Below are 20,173 nucleotides of genomic sequence, written 5' to 3'. Positions count from 1 at the left end.
TGTTGTTCCTAAAGAAAAAATTAAAAAAATATTTATAAAAAGTTTTTGTAATTTTAAAATTTAGGAAAATAAAATGCAACTTATCTCCATCTTAAAATAAAAAAGTACTAGTAATAATAATCAACAAAAATTTAAAAAATTAATTCTCTCGTAAATTACAATTACTAATTTTAAATAAGATATTTCAATATAGTTTAAAAAAATAATTATTTTTATTATTAATAATACCATAAAATAAAAGATTTCATTTGACAAAATTATTCGCACATATAATAATTACAATAAAATTTTATTTCCGATTGATTAAATAATAAATTTTATAAGTTTAATTATTTATCTATAATTATTACATTAATTCCTGATATATATTTTGAATTTTTTTATATAAAATTCCAAATAATAAACAGTTAATCGCATTATTGATAATAATAGGAATAATATTAAAAAAACAAAAAAAAATATTTATAAAACGATCTGAATAAATATAATTATATCGATAAAAATTAATTTTAATAATATCCCAATAATTTAAATAACCATTTAAAATACGAGAAATAGATTGTAAAACAATACTGAAAAAACCAAAAATAAAAATACGTTTTTTGTTAACATAACGATGGTTTAACATACAACTTATTAACACAAATAGATTAGGTATTAAAGAACCAAAAGTAATATTGCTAATAACAAAAAAAAATCTATTAGAAATAAAAAAATTATAATTACTTTTTAAATACTCATAAGTTGCTAAATAACTAGGCATTGAATAAAAGGAACATTCTATAAAAATATAAACGAAACAAAACAAAATTAAATAATTAATATTTAAAAAAAATCCTAAAAAAAATAATGGCAAATGCCAAAATAACCATAAATTAGAATCAATAATAGGAATTTTATTAATGTTACTTAAAAAAGAATATTTATTCAAGTTAAATAAAACCCAAGAAATCGAAATTAAATTCGAACCTAAAATTACTTGCTTAATAATATTTCGTGTATTTTTTATGCAGCCATTTTTATTTAACATAAATGTGAATTTAACTCCTTTCTAAATAATTGTGTTTGTCATAATAAATATTAAGTATTTTTTATCTTATTGATCATTTTAAAAAAAATTTTATCTCTAAAAATAAAATATATCCAATGTATTTGTAATCCATTCTAAATTTACAAATAACCATGTTTCAAACATGTTATAATAAAGAATGATTTTACTTATTTAAAAAAAATATTTTTAAAATAAAAAGGAGAGATAATATCTTAATTATGATTAATAAATATCAACTACCTACTTTAAACTATAAATATAACGAATTAGAACCTTTTATAACACAAAAAACAATGATGATTCATCATCAAAAACATCATCAAACCTATATCGATAAATTAAATATTTCTCTATCAAAATTTCCTACAATAAAAAATAATATCGATGATTTATTAAAAAATTTATCTTTAATACCTGAAGAAATTAGAACATCTGTTCGTAATAACGGAGGAGGACATTTTAATCATTCATTTTTTTGGACAATTTTAAAACCAAAAACAACCAATGAAATCGTTTTATTAAATAAAACGCAAGAAATTATAAAAAGAGATTATAAAAATTTAGATAATTTTAAAAATCAATTTACTAATAAAGCTTTAAATCTTTTTGGTAGCGGTTGGGTATGGTGGATTGTTAATAATAAAAATTTATCCGAAATTATAACAACTACTAATCAAGATACTACTCATAATTTAGGTTATCCTATTTTAGGTTTAGATCTTTGGGAACACGCTTATTATTTAGATTTTCAAAATCGTCGTCAAGATTATGTAGAAGCTTTTTTTCATATCATTAATTGGGAACAAGTAGAAATTAATTTAAATAATATTCCGAATAAATAATTATTATTAAAATTAAAATAAAAATTAAAAAAATATTTAATTAAAATGATCTAAAAGAAAAAAAACCGTCGAAAAAAATATTTTTTCGATGGGATTTTTATTTATTAAAAAATTTTTAATCAAAATCAAATTTTTTAATAACTTTTAAACTTATCTCTAAAAACTCAAATAAATAAAATAACTTATAGGAACAATAACAATAGTTATAAATATAATTAATATAATCAAACCTGAAAGAAAATTAATAAAACGTCGATTTCTTTGAAATTGAAATGGTACATTTTTATTTTTATTAACTATATTTTCAACTTTCAGTTGATTACTAAAACATTTCTTACAGTTCAATGAATTAACTTTGTTATTTTTATTAAAAAACCAAATCATAAAAACTTTTAACCTCTTCAATTATTTGCTATTTCTAATATAAATAATAATAAAATAAAAATAAAATACTTTTTTGATAAAACGATCAATGCCTTATACAAAGATAAATTATAAATAATAAATCAAATAATATTATAATTTACTTTAATGCATAATATTAATGGATAATAATATTTTAACATATATCAAAATGAACTAAAAAAATTTGTGCGAATTAAAAATAAAGGAAAATTAATAAATTTGAAACAATATATAAAACAAAAATTAAAACAACTAAATTTTACTAAAATAACACCCATACAAACACAAATGTTTAATAATTTCGAAAAACCTTATCATTTGGTATGCGTTGCTCCTACAGGAACCGGAAAAACTCATGCTTATTTATTGCCTATATTATCAAAAATAAATTGGCAAAAAAATACAATACAAGCGATCATAATTACTCCAACTAACGAATTAAGTTGGCAAATATTAAATATGTTAAAAAAAATAGAACCGAAAATAGCTAATATTAAAATTTTATATGGTGGCATAAATAAACAGAAAATATCAGATCAATTTAAAAAAAAACAACCTCCCTTACTCATAACAACTTTAAACAAACTAAATGAATATGTTATTATTAACAAATTACTAAAAATTCATAAAATCAATTTTTTAGTTTTAGAAGAAGCAGATATGTTGTTTGACAAAGATTCTTTATCCATCTTAGATGAAATATTAACTAAATGTAATCCTAAAATTATAATAATATCGGCTTCTATCACTGATAAATTTAAACCTTTCATCAATAAATACTTTGGAAAAAATTTATTTTTAAATACTACAAAAGAACATAAATTAAAATTAAATTATTATAATCTTGAAACCATATCTGAACAAAAACTAAAAACTTTAATACATTTAACCCAACATATTAATCCTTATATTTCTATTATTTTTGTTTCCAACATTAAAGAACAAACAAAAATTTATGAAGCAATGCTTCAAAAAAATTTAAAAGTAATTTGTTTTTCTTCAGCATTAAATACCAAAAAAAGAAAACAATATATAAATGATATTCAAAAAACGAAATATCAATATATTATAGCAAGCGATCTTATGGCAAGAGGTTTAGACTTAGATATAGACTTAGTAATACATTATGATTTACCTCATAAAAATTTAGATTTTTTTCAACATCGCAACGGTAGAACGGGAAGAATGGGAAAATCAGGAGATATAATAGTTTTAAGTACCGAAAAAGATGAATTATTACTTAATAAAATCCAAAAAAAATTAAATATTTCATTTAAAAAATTAAAATTTTCGGAAATAAAAAATATATTTTAATTAGAAAGATAAAAAAATAATATATGTTAATAATAGGCAGTCACGTATCCTTTAAAAAACCTAAAATGTATTTAGGAGCTTTAGAACAAGCTTTATCCTTCGATTCGAATACTTTTATGTTATACTCGGGCCCTCCTCAAAATACTAAAAGAAACATTATCGAACAACATGATATTGATCAAACTTTATCCAAAATGAAAAAATACAATATTAATGTGAATTATTTAGTAGGTCACGCGCCATATATCATTAATTTAGCCAACCCTGTTTTAAATAAAAGAGAATTTTCTATAGAATTTTTAATCAAAGAATTAAATCGATTTTCACAAATGAAAATTTCTCAAATGGTAATACATCCAGGTAATAATTTGAACAAAAACAAATTAGAAGCGATTAAATGGATTGCTCAAGGTATTAATAAAATTTTTCAAAATACTCCTAATTTAAAAACTAAAATAGCATTAGAAACTATGGCAGGAAAGGGTAATGAAATTGGTGCTAATTTTCAAGAATTAAAAAATATTATCGATTTAATAGAAAATAAAACACGAATTTCTATTTGTTTGGATACTTGCCATGTATTTGATGCTGGTTATGATATTAAAAATCAATTTGAAAATACAATAAAACAATTTGATAAAATTATTAATTTAAAATACTTATCAGTTCTACATATTAATGATTCTAAAAATTCTTTAGGTAGCAAAAAAGACCGTCACGAAAACATTGGATATGGTCAAATAGGATTTGAAGCTTTAATAAAAATTATCTATTACCCATTATTTAAAAATATTCCTAAAATTTTAGAAACACCTTTTGTAAACCAAAAGCCTATTTACAAAGAAGAAATTATTATGATCAAAAACAAAATATTTAATGGCAATTTAAAATTTTAATAAATTTATTTTTATTAATATATAAAAAAATCTAAAAAAAATATTTATTAAACCATTGATAAATATAAAACATCATAATACTGCCAGCTATAGCTACATTTAAACTTTCTACTAAATCCGTAGTAGGGATAGCAATTAGATAATTCGATTTTTGACGAGAAACAAAAGAAATACCTTGCCCTTCGTTCCCTAATATTAAAGCAATTTTATTGTATTTCGAGCTAAAATCTAGAAAATCATAAGATAAAAAATTAGTTTCGCGAACACAAGAACCTATAATAAAATAATTTTTTTTTTGCAAAAATAATAAAAAATTCGCCAAATTACCACGATAAAAATTTAAATTAAAAATAGCTCCTTGACTAACTTGAATAGTTTTTTCGTTATAAATATCCACACTATTATCACTAAAAAAAACAGTCTTAAACCCAAAAGCACAAGCACTTCTTAATAAAAGTCCAGCATTAGAAGGATCTTGAATATTATCTAAAATAAGTATTTTATCATTAAATAAAGATGATTTTAACATTTTACAAATAGCTACTTGAGAATATAAAATGTGATTATTATTTAATAATTTCATTAAAGATTTTTTAATAAATAAACCATCTTCTTTTTCAGGATTAATAGTATATAATCCCAATACTATTCCTTTGTTCACAGCTTCTTGAACAAGATGATTTCCAAATACAAGAAATTCTTGATATAAATCTCGATATTTTTTAAATGATAACTTCATCATTTTCTTAAAAATACGATTATTAGATGACAAAATCATAGAATATTACAACTCACTTTAAATCATATTGTAAGTACCAATATTTATTAAAAAAATATATTTTTAACTCGATTCGATATTGTTAAAATAATTTTTTATTAAATTAAACGCTAATAACCAAGGAATAATAGCACAATTTAATTTATTAGGAAAATTAGCAATTACTTGAAACAATAATAAATCTGATTCTAAAGTATTACTATCAAAAGGTTTATTTTGTAACATATTTATAAAATTATTAATAATTTTTAAACTTTGCGAAAATGTTTGATTAGATAAATGAATTGACATTAAAGATGAAGCAGCGCATATTATAGAACAACCTTTTGTTTCGTGTCGAATTGCATTAATAACATTAGTATTAAAAAAAATTTGCAATGTCACTTCATCTCCGCATAATAAATTATGTTTTGTTTTGCTAAGACAATTATTGTTACAAGTAATAGGTAATAAACCATAATTAAAAGGTTTTTGAGAATGATTTATAATTAATTGACGATATAATAAATAATTAACCACAATACTTACTCACATTTTCAAGATTAAACATTAATAAATAAATATTAATTATTAATTCAAATTTAAGAAAAATATACTAAAATGTTAATTTTCTTTTTTTTAGTTACTAAAATATATTTATTAAATAAAGCTAATTCAGGAGTTAAACGCAAATCATAATCAATTTTTTTTTCACAAGGAAAAATTTTAATGCTTTTAGCTAATAACAATGATTTAGCTTCTTTTTTTGACAAAGCTAATTTGCTCTGGACTAAAACATCTAATAAAGTAATATTTAGGCTAACCGATAAACAAAATAAATATTTTTGTAAAAATTTGAAATCTGATTCTAATAAATCTAATCTTTTTTTACCAAATAAAAGATAACTAACTTGTTCACAATCTTTAGATATAGATTGACCATGAACTAAAGAAACTATATAATTTGCTAATTCTTTCTGAGCTAATCTTTTGTAAGAATTAAATTTCATTTCAGATTCTAAATAATTAATACGTTCTAACGTAATTAAAGTCATTTGTTTTAAACATGCAATGACACGACTATCAGGTAAATTTAAAAAATATTGATACATATCAAAAGGACTAGTTAATTTCGGATTTAACCATACATTACCTTTTTCGCTTTTACCAATTTTAACACCTTGATCATTTAACAATAAGGGGATACTCATACCTAAAGGTTTATTTTTAGAAGGATTAATTAATTTTCGAATTAATTCTAAACCACTTGTAATATTACCCCATTGATCAGAACCACCAATTTGTAATATTACATTATAATTTGAATATAATTGATAAAAATCAAAAGCTTGCAATAAATTATAAGAAAATTCAGTATAAGAAATACCAGAATTTTCATTCTTTAATCTTTCGGATATAATTTTTTTAGACAAAATATATTTCATATTAAATAATTTACCATATTGCCTTAAAAAATCTAAAAGATTCATTTGAGATAACCAATCATAATTATTAACAAAAGATACTCTTTTTTTAGGCAATAAACATTTTAATTGTAATAAAATATCTCGAGTATTTTTGCAAACTTCTTGTGAAATTAATAAAGTTCTTTCTTTTGTTGCTTTAGGATCTCCGACTAAACTAGTAACTTGACCTACCAAAATAAAAGGATTATGACCTTTATTATACAAAAGCAAAATAGTGTTAATTGGGACTAAATGTCCTATGGTTAAAGAATTAGCTGTAGGATCCACGCCCCAATAAAAATTAATAGCATTATGATTTAAATAATACATTAAATCTGATTCATTGCTACAATCTTTTATTAAATTACGCAGTTTTAATTCTTCAAACAAAGACATATTTATCTCCAATTTTTAATTTTATTTTTTACCAATATTACAAATTTTTATTTTCATTTATAATCACATAATATAAAAAATAATATTTTTATTATAAAAATATATTTTTTTGCATAAAATCAATTATTATTTATGTTTAGTTTTAATTCTAGCAGCTTTCGATGATAAATGACGTATATAATATAATTTCGCACGACGAACTATACCATAACTAAGCACTTCTATATTTTCTAGAGCAGACGAATAAATAGGGAAAGTACGTTCTACTCCTACACCAAATCTAATAGCACGTACAGTAAAAGTTGCAGATATACCACTACCTTGACGTTTAATAACTAAACCAGAAAAATTTTGAACACGTTTATTATCGCCAATAGATTGTCTAATTAACATTTTAACAGTATCACCAACTTTAAAAAAAGGTATTTTTTTAAAACTTGGACTTTCTATAGCTCTTATTAAAGTTTGACCTTTTAATTCCATAATGTAATATTCCCATTCTCTTAATAAAAAAATTTTATTTATTAATTTGTTAAAAATAATATGAAAAATATATTATTCCTCATCTTCATTTTTAATTTCTTCTAATATTGTTTGATGAAATTTATCTAAATGAATTTTTTGTAATAAATCGGGTCTTTTTTTTAAAGTATTTTTTAAACTTTCCTTTAAACGCCATTTATAAATTTTTTGATGATCTCCAGATAAAAGAACCGAAGGAACTTTATAGTTTTTATATTCAAAAGGTCTAGTATATTGAGGATATTTCAATAAACCTTTTTGATGAGAATCAGATAAATAAGAATTTTCATGAATAACTCCTGGTATAAGTCTAATTATAACATCTATAAAAACTAAAGAAGCAATCTCCCCACCAGTTAAAACATAATCTCCAATAGACAGTTCTTCATCTATAAAATTTAAAATTCTAGCATCAACTCCTTCATAATTACCACAAATAATAACTAATTGTTCAAAATCATTAATATATTGATTTGCTTTGAATTGAGTTAATAAATTTCCTTGAGGAGATAATAAAATAACTTTACTCTTATTTTTAATATTTGATTTTATTTTATTTAAACAATCATATAAAGGCGGAAATGATAATAACATTCCTGTGTCACCGCTATATGGTTTATCATCTATCTTAAAATGTTTATTATGACTATAAAATCTTAAATCATGTACATTAATAATAACTTTGTTCTTTTCTTTAGCTCTTTTCAAAATAGAATGGTTTAAGAAATAATCGAAAAAATTCGGAAAAATAGTTATAATATCTATTTTCATGCCATTTATCAAATAATCTTCCCTTTTGTCAAAAACAAAAAATAAATTTTTTATTTCAATATATTTCCTTTTGAATTATTCTATTATTTTTAAAAAACTTCTAAAATTTAAAAATCAATTAGTTTTAATTTTTTTAAATTTTTTACACAAATTTTTAACGGTAGTAGTAGGTTGACCACCTAAAGATAACCAATAATTAATTTTATCTAAATTTAAATTAATTATTTCTTTTAAAGGATCATAGTTTCCTAAAATTTCTAAAAATTTACCATTTCTTTTGCTATGAGCATCAATTGCTACTACACGATAAAAAGGTTTGTGACGAGAACCAAAAAGTTGTAAACGAATTTTAACTGACATTTTTCTAACTCCAAACGCAATTTAATTAAAAAATATTTTGAAAAAAATACTAATTCAAGTAATTATAAAATAAAAAATAATTACTGTCAATGAAATATTGACTTATTTTAATTATAAATCCAAATAATAAATAATTTCACAATTACCATAAATATTATTTATTTTAAATATAAATTTATTATAAGATTAAAGAAAGATTTAAAATATAATAAAAATTAATTAGATCCTGAATAGATTAAATTATAATTACACATTCATTATAATAAATAAGATATATTAAAAGATATATTAAATATATATAAATTTAATAAATAAATTTTGAAAAAAAATAATCTGAAAATAATTAAATTATTTAAATTAAAAAAATATATTTTTAAATAAAAACTGATAAAAATTAATTATAAAAGGAGTAAATAATTGTTAATATGTACTACTATATTAAAGGTTTAGTTAAATTAATCCATAATAATAATATAGTTATCGAAAATAATGGCATAGGTTATGAAATAGGTTTTTACAATCCTTATTTATTCAAAATAAATCAAAAAGTAAAATTATTTACTTATCTATATATTAAAGAAAATATACGTTATTTATATGGCTTTACAGATATCAACTTATTAAATTTTTTTAAAAAAATAATTACTATTCCAGGTATAGGTCCTAAAATAGCTATTGTACTAACACAAAATGAATTATTTTCGGATATTAAAATGGCTATTGAAACTAATAATGTAAATTTCTTAAAAAAATTTCCAGGTATTGGAGAAAAAACAGCACAACAAATTATTTGGTATTTAAATAATAAAAATACAAATAAACAAACAAATTATATATTTAATCCTAAACAAAAAGATGTTCAAAATGCTTTATTAAATTTAGGCTTCGAAATAAAACAAATTAATTCTATTATAACCCGAATTAATACAGAAACAGATATAGAAACAATGATCAAAGAATCTTTACAATTATTATTAAAAAATAGGAAATAAAATGGAACAAAAAATGAAACAAAAATTAAAAAATAAACCAAATCCAAAAAATAAAAATGAAGATGCTTTTTTAAGACCTCAAACATTAAAAGAATACACGGGACAAGAAGATATTAAACATATTTTAGATATTTATATCAAAGCTTCCCGAAAACGAAAAGAAACTTTAGATCACCTCTTATTTTATGGACCTCCAGGTTTAGGAAAAACTACTTTAGCACGTATTATTGCTAATGAATTGAAGACAAATATAAAAATTACTAATGGAGCTGTTTTGGAAAGAACTGGAGATTTATCTGCTATTTTAAGTAGTTTACAAACAGGAGAAATTTTATTTATTGACGAAATTCATCGATTACCAAAAATCGTAGAAGAAATTTTATATTCTGCTATGGAAGATTATGCTCTAGATATTGTTATTGGTAAAGATTGTGACAGAAGAACTATTCGAATTAATTTAGCAGCTTTTTCTTTGATTGGGGCCACTACTAAATTCGGAAATATCTCTTTTCCATTAAGAGATAGATTTGGTTTAACTTTAAAATTAGATTATTATAAAGAATCAGAACTAAAAACTATTCTCCAAAGAACAGCTAAAGTTTATAATAGTTGTATAGAAGAGTCAGCATTAACAGAATTAGTAAAACGTAGTCGTGGAACACCTAGAATAGCTAACCGTTTATTCCGAAGAACACGAGATTTTGCAGAAATATATTCTAATACAATAATTACTCATCAAATCACCCTAGAAACATTAAAAAAATTAAAAATAGATGAAAACGGATTAAATGAAACAGATTATCATTATTTAAATCATTTAATATTTAAATTTAACGGCGGACCTGTAGGAATTAAAAATTTAGCAGCTTCTTTAGGAGAAGAAATATTAACTATAGAAGAAGTTTATGAACCATATTTAATCCAGAAAGGTTATATTAGAAGAACACCTAAAGGTCGTATAGCAACTAATTTAACTATTAAATTATTAAATAAATTAAATGAGAAATCAATATGATACAATTTAATAATTAATATTTATTTTATTAATGAAAATTAATAAATTTTGAATTAATTTTTTGAAAAATATAAAACATATATTAAAATATTGTTGCTAAAATTAATTATAAATAGATTTACATAATAAGCTAATATTTAATTTTTTATTTTCTAATTAGAATTAGAATCTAGTATTTGTTGTAAAATCATTTTATAATCATGTTCCTTTAAATAAGAAGAATTATCTAATAATTTAAAACATATTTCTTCCTTAGAAAAGCGAGGAATTATATGAACATGATAATGATAAACAGTTTGTCCAGCTACTTCTCCATTATTATTGATTAAATTTAGACCAGAAGCTTTAAAGGCTTTTATCAATATATGACTAATTTGATAAACTATTTTAAATAAATGAACAAAAACATCTTGTGGTACATCTTGAATATCACGATAAACTTTTTTAGTAATAACCAAAGTATGACCACGAGTAACTTGAGAAATATCTAAAAAAGCCATAACCAAATCATCTTCATAAATAATATAACTCGGTATTTGTTTATTAACTATTTTCAAAAAAACATTATGCATATTGCTTATTCCTTTTTATAAAAATTTTAATTTAAATAATATTTTTTTTAAAATTTCCATAAAATTCAATTTTAAAATTAAGACCTATTAAAAAAAATATTCTTACTAAGATTTTTAAAATTAATTTTAGCAATTTTATAAAAAATTGATAAACCATATTTTTCATAAATTAATTTAATTTGTTGATTCACTAAATCAGAAGCTCCTAAAATTAATTTTACATTATTAAGTTGACTTAATTTTTCTATCTCTCTTAAAAATAAATAACGAGCGATAATAGAAGAAGCGGCTACACATAAAAATTTAGATTCAGCTTTAGTTTTGAATATAATGTTACGATAAACATTAGATTCTGTTTTTAAATAATTAAAATAACAAGATTCAGTTGCAAATTGATCTATAATGACTGGAGATGAAAATTTTAAATTATGATAAAATCTTAAAATTAATTTATTATATAAATAAGCAAGTATATGATTAAGATTTAATTTTTTATTGATTAAATTATTGTAATCCAAAGGTTGTAAAATTTCAAAATCATAATCAATATTTTTCATCAAAAAAGGAGCTATTCGAAAAATAGAATTTTTACTTAATAATTTAGAATCTTTAATTTTATTGCGTAATAAAAAATCTGCTAATTCATGCTTTATATAAACTATACCAACAACTATAGGACCGAACACATCACCCTTACCTGATTCATCCGCTCCAACACAATCAACACAATCAATATAATTTTGCAAATTTTTCTTCACAAATCCAAAAAACTCCTGTCTAAAATTATTATTATCAATGAAGTAATTTTAAAATATTAATTTTTTTAAAATATAATGAATAAAAATAGATATTTATATTTATAACAAAATTCTTGTATTATTTCTTATTATAATTATTATAATAACCCGACCTACTTTATTATCCTTTGAAATATTTATTATCATTGGCTATTGATGAAATAACCTGGTATTTCAAAAATATTCTTTAATACAAATTCCAATTAATAGGTTTTTTTTGATGGTTTTTTAAATATTCATTAGCACGAGAAAAGGGTTTAGAACCGAAAAAACCCTGATAAGCAGAGAAAGGAGAAGGATGACTGCTTTCGATAATTAAATTATCCTTAATATTAATATATTCTTTATACTCTTGAGCTTTTTTCCCCCATAAAATATAAACAATATTTTTTTTCAAAGACAAATAATTAAATATATTAATAATAAAAATATGCCAACCAATATTTTTGTGACTCAAAGGTAATCCTTGTTCAACAGTTAAAATGGTGTTTAATAACAATACTCCTTCATAAGCCCAAGAAAATAATTGATTTCTAAAATTTATAATAGATAAATCATTTTGTAACTCGGTAAAAATATTCTTTAAACTTTTAGGAGTATCCCAAGATAAAGTACTAAATGCTAAGCCGTGAGCTTGATTAGGTCCAGGATAAGGATCCTGCCCTAAAATAACCACTTTTACTTTTTCCCAAGAAGTGAATTTAAAAGCGTTAAAAATATTTTTTGTGTTGGGCAAAATTTTTTTCCCTAACTTAGATTGAGTTATCAAAAAATTTTTTATTTTAATAAAATAATTTTTACGTTGTTCTTTGTAAATAATACGTTCCCAATTTATATCAATCCACATAAAATATTATATCACCCTTAAAAAACTCAAAATATTGATCTGAATTAATTAAAATTTTAAACTAAATTATCATCAGATTTAGATTCTCCAAAAATAATCAAATAAAATAATAAGAAAATCATTCCCCATATAAAAATATAAGTAATCTCGTAAGGAATTTTAAAAGAATATTTATAAAAAATATTTTTATAAGGAATTTCTTTTTCAAAGTTTTGAATAGTCGAATTATTATCGCCTTTAGTAGTAACATATTTTTTTTGATGATTATTCTCAACTACTCTATGAATAATAAAACTATCTTTTAAATCAATAAATTTAGATTCATCCGCTTTAAATATAATTATATCACCATCTAACTTTTCCGGCGGATTACTAGGTTTTAATGATTTGCATTTATTTTCATCTAATATAGTGAAAAAAACTATATCATCTACACGCATTGAAGGTAACATACTCTCACTAGAAACACGAGAAAAATTAAAACGAAAAATTTGAGAAGTTTTTTCTTTATCTAAAATTAAATTACACAATAAAAATATAACTACAAAAAATAAAAATAAATGAAAAAAATAATAAATAATATTTCTAATAATATTTAAACAAATATACCTTTTATATTTTATACATCCCATTAGCAAATCACCATAATGCACCCATCTTTAAAAATATAATTAAAAAATTTATATATAAACTTATTATAAAATAACATCAAACATTCTCAAATAAATTGAAAAAATACCAAATAAATTAACAATAATTTTTAAATAAGTTACTAAAAATAAAAATATTAAATATAAATTAATCCTTAAAATATTGTTTAAATAATTCAACAACTAATATCGGAATTAAAGAAATAATTATAATAATGATTATATCGAAAAAAGATAACTTAGCCAAATTAAAATATTTTTGACAAATAGGAATAAATAAAATAATAAATTGTATCAAAAAACTTATTATAAAATAAACTATAAAAAGATTATTTTTGGTTTTAATGGAAAAAATAGACTTTGATAAACTTCTAAAATTCCAAGCATGAAATAATTGTGAAAAAGCTAAAACCATAAAAGCAAAAGTTTGGCCATATTTAATATTATCAAAACTATGAATATAATAACCTAAAACAGCAGAACTAAAAACAATAATCCCCAACATTAAACCTTCTAAAAAAATTTTATAAATAATCGATTTATTTAAAAAAATACTATTTTTTTTAATCATAGATTTATCTATAATATTATGTTCTGAAGGTTCCATACCTAAAGCTAAAGCTATCAAAGAGTCAGTAACTAAATTAATCCAAAGAATTTGTAAAGTATTCAAAATAACAAAATCAAAAGGAAAATAAAAAAAACCAAAAAAACTATTTAATAATATAAGACAAATTTCACCCATATTACAACTTAATAAAAAAACTAAACTTTTACGAATATTAACAAAAACATTTTGACCTTCTTTAATAGATGTTAAAATGGTATGAAAATTATCATCCATTAAAATAATATCAGCGCTTTGTTTGGTAATTTCCGTACCACTTAAACCCATAGCTAATCCTACATCAGCTTGTTTAATGCTAGGTACATCATTAACTCCATCGCCAATCATAGCCACTATATAACCTAATTTTTGCCAAGCTCTCACAATTTTTAATTTATGTTGCGGAATAGTACGAGCATAAACCTTAATGTTTATTAATTTTTCCAATAATTCTGTTTCGGTTAATTTATCTAGTTCAGAACCATCCATAACTAAATCAGTTTTTCGATTTAAAATTTTTAATTTATTAGCTACTTGAATAGCTGTATAACAATGATCACCTGTAATCATAATTGTTTGAATATTTGCATCATGACATTCTTGAATTGATTTAAAAACTTCTAATTTTATAGGATCTTCGATACCTACTAATCCAACTAAAATAATATTTTTACCTAAAATATACAAAATTTCTTTTAAAGAAATATTCTCAGATAAAAAACGATAATCAAAAAAATTTGTAAAAGCAATACCTAATACTTTATAACCCATTTGAGCTTTTTGATTTAAATTAAATTCAAACTCTTCTTTATATTTTTCACTTTTAATAACATTTTTTTGTTTTTTATTAATATAAATATAATATGATAAATCTAATATAATTTCTCCAGCACCTTTAAAAATAGTTAAATATTGATTTTGATATTTGTATATAGCCATCATCAATTTCAAATGATCATCAAAAGGAAATATTTTAATTAATTTATATTGTTGTTGCAACTTTGCAACATTAATGTTCAAAAATTTAGATAACTCTAAAAAGGCACAATCTACAGAATCTAACAAATTGGAACAAGAAATAATTTTTCCATTATAATACTGAGCAATACTATTACATAAAAGACCGCAATAAATTAACTTTTGATAACTTAAAAGTAAATTATCGCAAATTAACTTATTAGAATAATCAATATGACAAAAATCGGAATAAACATATAATGATTTAATTAATAATTTATTATGAGTAAGAGTACCTGTTTTATCTGTGCAAATAACATTAATTGAACCTAATCGTTCTAAAGTTTTTAAATTTTTAACAATAGCATTTTCTTTAGCTATCTTTTTTATGCCAAAAGCGAAAATAATAGTCATAATAGCTAATAAACCTTCGGGAATAACTGCCACAATTAAAGCGATAGAAGACAACAAATAACCACTAATAACATTCCAACTCAAATAATTAAAAAATAGATAATATTTAAAAATATTAAAAATAAAATTTATCAAAATTAAAACAAAAATAATAATACTCAATATTTTAGTTAATTTTTGTAAATAAAATTCTAAAACTGTTTTTTCTTTTTGAACTGTTCGAGATAATTTAGCAATATTGCCTATTTGAGTTTTCATGCCTGTATTAATAACTAAAGCTTCAGCATTTCCATTAATTACAACAGTATTCATAAATAACAAATTTTTTTGATTAAGTAAATTAGAATCGTTAATTCGAATATCAGATTGTTTAGAAACTGCTATAGATTCACCTGTTAAAATCGCTTCATCAACTTGTAAGTTATTAGAAGCTAATAAACGTAAATCTGCGGGAACTATATCTCCTTTATCCAAAAAAACAATATCTCCTGGAACCAACTGATCACTAGTTATTGATTTCACATTAGATTCTCGTAAAACTTTTACATATATTTTAGTAGTTTTAGTAATGATATCAAAAGATTTATCTTTCTGATGTTCCTGAAAAGCGCCAAAAACAGCATTACCTAATATAATTATTAAAATTAAAATACCTTCATATAACTCTTCTTGATGGCTAGTTAAAATTCCTATTATTAAATTAATAAAAGCTGCTATTAATAAAATGTATATAAAAAAGTTATTTAATTGACTAAAAAATTTTTTTATTAAAGACTGAGGTTTAGTTTTAAACAATTCATTCAAACCATTTTCAATTAATCTAGTCCGAACTTGTTGTTCTGTTAATCCTGTTTTTAAATTAGTTTTTAACTCTTCAACTAATAATAATATTTCAGAATTATAAAACAAAGAATTCATATATTACTTAACCAAACCTTCTAAGAAATATTCCTCATTATTATTAATTTAAATAATAAAAATAAATATAAAAAGAAAAAAATACCAAATTACTTAGAATTATTTGAATTATAAAAATAACAAAATTATTTTATCTGTTTAGAAATAATAGGCTTAGTCACTTTAACTTTGGTAATTACTAAACCATTATGAGACAAACCATCAAACACCCAATCATTATAAACTATCTTTATTTTTTCATTACTTTCTGGCATTCTACCTAATTTATCCAACATAAAACCACTTAAAGTATCATAATCATCTACTGGTAAATTAGCATTTAAATATTCTTCTATATCACAAAGATGAGCAGTACCTTTGATAATAAATTCTTGATTAGAGATTTTAACAATTTCAAAATCGTTTTTATCATATTCATCTTGAATTTCACCTAAAATTTCTTCAATAACATCTTCAATAGTTACAATACCAGCTGTACCACCATATTCATCAACTACAATAGCCATATGTTTTTGTTTAGACTGCATTTCTTTTAATAATTCGCTAATATTTTTAAATTCTGTAATATAAAAAACTCTTCTCAAATAATGATTAATATTAAATTTTGAATAATTATTTTTATAAGAACGCGGATCGTTCGTTATTAATAAAACCTTAAAAAGATCTTTAATATGCACTATACCTAAAATCTTATCTAAATTTTCCATATAAACAGGGAATCGAGTATATTTCTCTTTTAAAATAAATTCTCTTAATTCATTAATATTAATATCATGACGAATAGCTACAATTTCTTTTCTATGACGCATAATATCCGAAACTTTAGTAGTATTAAAATCAAAAATATTTTGTATCATATTATTTTCATTACTATTGATAACTCCTTGATTATAAGAAGAACTTAACAAAAAACGTAATTCATCTTCAGAAACAATATCTTGAGTTTTATTAGGATCAATTCTTAAACAATATAGAATAATATTACTTATTTGATTCAATAACCAAACAAAAGGTTTCATAAAAAAACAAACTAAATTAAATAAACCTAATAAATAATAAGCAGTTTTTAAAGGATAAATTAGAGCAATTCGTTTAGGAATAATATCTCCCAAAACCAAAGAAAGAAGAGTTAATAAAATTTGAATCTCACCATGAGAATCATGATGCAACATATAACCTTGAATTACTGTCAATATATGAATAACAATTTGAATAACAGACAAAAAATGAGTAGGTTTAGATTTAATTTTTTTAATTTTTAAGGCTTTTTTAATACCTTTTTCTATTTCAATATCTAATTTACTTTCGCTTAAAGAAACTAAAGATATTTCGATGGCTGACAATAAAGCATTAATAAAAATTAATGCTATGATAGTCAAAATAATTATACTCATTTTATTTTATAACCTCTTTCGCATTTGAATGGAATAAAATATAGGTTATAAAAAATAAAACTTTTTAAATAATTATTTTTATCATCATTTTCCATATACGTTTAAATTAACTTATTCTCCTTTTTTTAATTTCTTATTTTATTAAGAACGACTTTGAGTAATTTTACCATAAATTCAAACAAAAGTAAAATCATTCATTTTTAAATTAATTTTAATTTTAATATCTTTTAATAAGCTCTAGCAAATAAAATAGTTTGATTTGCTTTTTTATGAGTAACAGGACAAATTTTATTTAATAATTTTTCTTTCAAAATTACTCGAGCTGTAGCACCTGTTTCTTTTTTGATAATTTCTTCCGCCTCATTAGCTAAAACACTCATTTTAACATATCCTTTTTTAAATAAATTAATTTTAAATTCTTCATAATTATTAGCAATATAAATATTTTTTGTCATACGTTGTAAAGCTTTATCAAACATATTTTGATGGATATTTTTGAATAATTCGGTTATATTGATTAATAATTCAGACGCATTAATAATAATTTTTTTTCGACTATGTCTAATAAAAATAGTTATTTGATCATTTTTTAATTCTTGTTCCCCTATTTCTAATCTCAAAGGAATACCTTGTAATTCATAATGACTAAATTTCCAACCAATATTTTTATTTTGTATATCCAATTTAGTTCGATATTTTTTAAATAACTGTTTATAATAAAAATTAACTTTAGTTAATAAAAGAGAATTATTTAACCTTAAAGGAATAATAACTATTTGTATAGGAGCAATATAAGGAGGCATAACTAAACCTTCATCATCTCCATGAACCATAATTATAGCACCTATCAACCTAGATGAAACAGCCCAAGACGTCTGATGAGCTAATTGTATAACGGAATTTTGATCTTGAAATTGAATTTTAAAAATTTTCGAAAAATTAGTTCCTAAATAATGAGAAGTACCAGCTTGTAAAGATTGACCATCATACATTAAAGTTTCGATAGCATAAGTCGTTACAGCTCCTTTAAATTTTTCTTTTTCTGTTTTAATACCCGAAATAAAAGGTATAGCTAACAATTTTTTGCCTAATTTTTTATACAAATTCAGAATATAAAGAGTTTCTGCCAGAGCTTCTTTTTTAGAGGCATGCACTGTATGACCTTCTTGCCATAAAATTTCTTTACTTCTTAAAAAAGGCTTAGTATTTTTTTCCCAACGAACCACACTACACCATTGATTAAATAATTTAGGCAAATCTCTATAAGAAGTAATAATATTAGAATAATATTGAGAAAAAATGACTTCCGAAGTCGGGCGAATAATCAATTTAGATGGTAATAATTGATTAGCAATCTTATCAATAATCAAAGTTTCAGGAGCGAAACCTTTAATATGATCTTTTTCTAACTGAAACAAATTTTCAGAAAAAAGCAAAGGAAAATAAACATTTTGATGATTACTTTTTTTTAAATAATTATTTAAAAATTTTTGTATCATTTCCCATAAAAAATAACCATTAGGTAAATAAATAAAAAAACCTGGTACATCAGAATAAGAAATCAATTCAGCCTTTAAACAAAGATCTGTATACCATTGACTAAAATCAATATCACGAAAATGAACCATTTTAACTAATTTTTTTTTCATATTTTATAACCTTTTATAAAAATAACCTTAAAAATAACTAAAATTATTAGATCATAATATCTATCTAATAACAAATTATATAAAATTAATAAATAAATTCATAAATATTTATATTTATTATTTATTATTGATTTTATTAAATAAATTGATTTAAAATCAATAACTAGATAAAAATAAAAACAAATAAACTTGTTAAAATTTATTCAATAACCTAGAAAATAATTTTATTTTATCTATATTTTCCCAACTAAATTTATAATTATCGATGCCAAAATGTCCATATTTAGCAGTTATACAGAAAATAGGTTTAGTTAAATTTAATTGATTACTAATACCTTGGGGACTTAAATCAAAATTATTATAAATTGTCTCAAGAATGAGATTATCATTAACTTTACTAGTATTAAAAGTATTAATAAATAAGCCGACAGGAAAATTTACTCCAATGACATAAGCTATTTGTAATTCGCATTTATCACAAAATACGGATAGATTAATTGCGTTTTATGCAGCGATTTATCTTTGCTGTTTTATTTACAATCAGCCCCCGTCCAAACCGGACAAGCAAGTTTCCAAGCATC

20 protein-coding genes are annotated in these 20,173 nt (G+C 21.7%); 5 read left to right on the top strand and 15 right to left on the bottom strand.

Translation table 11 applies throughout. From position 1 onward, the window contains the following. Positions 1–346: 346 nt before the first annotated feature. A complete protein-coding gene (locus B2G44_RS00725) occupies positions 347–1,030 on the bottom strand; it encodes a hypothetical protein (RefSeq protein WP_078122948.1) in 684 nt (227 codons plus the stop codon). Between the two features lie 239 nt (positions 1,031–1,269). On the opposite strand from B2G44_RS00725, the gene B2G44_RS00720 reads away from it, so the two are divergent. The 3 genes from B2G44_RS00720 (at position 1,270) to B2G44_RS00705 (ending at position 4,508) form a co-directional block, all read left to right on the top strand. Next, positions 1,270–1,893, top strand: coding sequence for a superoxide dismutase (locus B2G44_RS00720; protein WP_180372454.1), 624 nt, complete (start codon positions 1,270–1,272; stop codon positions 1,891–1,893). A 624-nt stretch (positions 1,894–2,517) separates the two neighbouring features. Beyond that, positions 2,518–3,612, top strand: coding sequence for a DEAD/DEAH box helicase (locus B2G44_RS00710; RefSeq protein ID WP_078122956.1), 1,095 nt, complete (start codon positions 2,518–2,520; stop codon positions 3,610–3,612). Between the two features lie 23 nt (positions 3,613–3,635). Next, complete coding sequence (locus tag B2G44_RS00705; RefSeq protein WP_078122946.1) at positions 3,636–4,508, top strand: deoxyribonuclease IV; 873 nt, start codon at positions 3,636–3,638, stop codon at positions 4,506–4,508. A 31-nt stretch (positions 4,509–4,539) separates the two neighbouring features. Here the strand turns inward: B2G44_RS00705 and B2G44_RS00700 are convergent, their stop codons facing one another. The 6 genes from B2G44_RS00700 to rpsP all read right to left on the bottom strand — a co-directional run bounded on the left by B2G44_RS00700 (position 4,540) and on the right by rpsP (position 8,780). Continuing rightward, positions 4,540–5,286, bottom strand: a complete 747-nt coding sequence (locus B2G44_RS00700; RefSeq protein WP_078122945.1) for a TrmH family RNA methyltransferase — start codon at positions 5,284–5,286, stop codon at positions 4,540–4,542. Between the two features lie 63 nt (positions 5,287–5,349). Continuing rightward, a complete protein-coding gene (locus B2G44_RS00695) occupies positions 5,350–5,805 on the bottom strand; it encodes an iron-sulfur cluster assembly scaffold protein (RefSeq protein ID WP_180372453.1) in 456 nt (151 codons plus the stop codon). Between the two features lie 62 nt (positions 5,806–5,867). Beyond that, positions 5,868–7,127 carry a tyrosine--tRNA ligase gene (gene tyrS / locus B2G44_RS00690; RefSeq protein WP_078122943.1) on the bottom strand — a complete coding sequence of 420 codons (1,260 nt, stop codon included), beginning with the start codon at positions 7,125–7,127 and terminating at the stop codon, positions 5,868–5,870. Between the two features lie 126 nt (positions 7,128–7,253). Next, positions 7,254–7,610, bottom strand: a complete 357-nt coding sequence (rplS, locus tag B2G44_RS00685) for a 50S ribosomal protein L19 (RefSeq protein WP_078122942.1) — start codon at positions 7,608–7,610, stop codon at positions 7,254–7,256. A gap of 72 nt (positions 7,611–7,682) precedes the next feature. Beyond that, positions 7,683–8,420, bottom strand: a complete 738-nt coding sequence (trmD, locus tag B2G44_RS00680) for a tRNA (guanosine(37)-N1)-methyltransferase TrmD (RefSeq protein WP_078122941.1) — start codon at positions 8,418–8,420, stop codon at positions 7,683–7,685. 114 nt (positions 8,421–8,534) lie between these two features. Next, entirely contained in the window at positions 8,535–8,780 is a 246-nt protein-coding gene (rpsP, locus tag B2G44_RS00675) for a 30S ribosomal protein S16 (RefSeq protein ID WP_078122940.1), read from the bottom strand. A 425-nt stretch (positions 8,781–9,205) separates the two neighbouring features. Here rpsP and ruvA point away from each other — a divergent pair, with 425 nt between their 5' ends. Then, positions 9,206–9,772, top strand: a complete 567-nt coding sequence (gene ruvA, locus B2G44_RS00670) for a Holliday junction branch migration protein RuvA (RefSeq protein ID WP_078122939.1) — start codon at positions 9,206–9,208, stop codon at positions 9,770–9,772. Between the two features lie 13 nt (positions 9,773–9,785). Continuing rightward, positions 9,786–10,787, top strand: a complete 1,002-nt coding sequence (gene ruvB, locus B2G44_RS00665; protein ID WP_078122955.1) for a Holliday junction branch migration DNA helicase RuvB — start codon at positions 9,786–9,788, stop codon at positions 10,785–10,787. Positions 10,788–10,939: 152 nt separating this feature from the next. On the opposite strand, the gene B2G44_RS00660 is transcribed toward ruvB, so the two are convergent. From B2G44_RS00660 to B2G44_RS00625, 8 genes are all read right to left on the bottom strand, one after another. Beyond that, positions 10,940–11,359: an HIT family protein gene (locus B2G44_RS00660; protein WP_078122938.1), complete on the bottom strand. Its 420-nt coding sequence runs from the start codon at positions 11,357–11,359 to the stop codon at positions 10,940–10,942. Between the two features lie 77 nt (positions 11,360–11,436). Further along, positions 11,437–12,117, bottom strand: coding sequence for a ribonuclease HIII (gene rnhC, locus B2G44_RS00655; protein WP_180372452.1), 681 nt, complete (start codon positions 12,115–12,117; stop codon positions 11,437–11,439). Positions 12,118–12,343: 226 nt separating this feature from the next. After that, entirely contained in the window at positions 12,344–13,003 is a 660-nt protein-coding gene (locus B2G44_RS00650; RefSeq protein WP_078122936.1) for a uracil-DNA glycosylase, read from the bottom strand. Positions 13,004–13,059: 56 nt separating this feature from the next. Beyond that, positions 13,060–13,635: a signal peptidase I gene (locus B2G44_RS00645; RefSeq protein ID WP_078122935.1), complete on the bottom strand. Its 576-nt coding sequence runs from the start codon at positions 13,633–13,635 to the stop codon at positions 13,060–13,062. A 166-nt stretch (positions 13,636–13,801) separates the two neighbouring features. Further along, positions 13,802–16,549, bottom strand: a complete 2,748-nt coding sequence (locus B2G44_RS00640; RefSeq protein WP_078122934.1) for a cation-translocating P-type ATPase — start codon at positions 16,547–16,549, stop codon at positions 13,802–13,804. 125 nt (positions 16,550–16,674) lie between these two features. Beyond that, complete coding sequence (locus B2G44_RS00635) at positions 16,675–17,943, bottom strand: hemolysin family protein (RefSeq protein ID WP_078122933.1); 1,269 nt, start codon at positions 17,941–17,943, stop codon at positions 16,675–16,677. A gap of 227 nt (positions 17,944–18,170) precedes the next feature. Further along, a complete protein-coding gene (gene proS / locus B2G44_RS00630; protein WP_078122932.1) occupies positions 18,171–19,592 on the bottom strand; it encodes a proline--tRNA ligase in 1,422 nt (473 codons plus the stop codon). A gap of 192 nt (positions 19,593–19,784) precedes the next feature. Beyond that, complete coding sequence (locus tag B2G44_RS00625) at positions 19,785–20,090, bottom strand: methionine adenosyltransferase domain-containing protein (protein WP_078122954.1); 306 nt, start codon at positions 20,088–20,090, stop codon at positions 19,785–19,787. Positions 20,091–20,173: the final 83 nt, after the last annotated feature.

The sequence above is a fragment of the Candidatus Phytoplasma citri genome (assembly GCF_002009625.1).
GTDB lineage: Bacteria > Bacillota_I > Bacilli_A > Acholeplasmatales > Acholeplasmataceae > Phytoplasma > Phytoplasma citri.
This window is presented reverse-complemented; position numbering and strand designations above follow the sequence as displayed.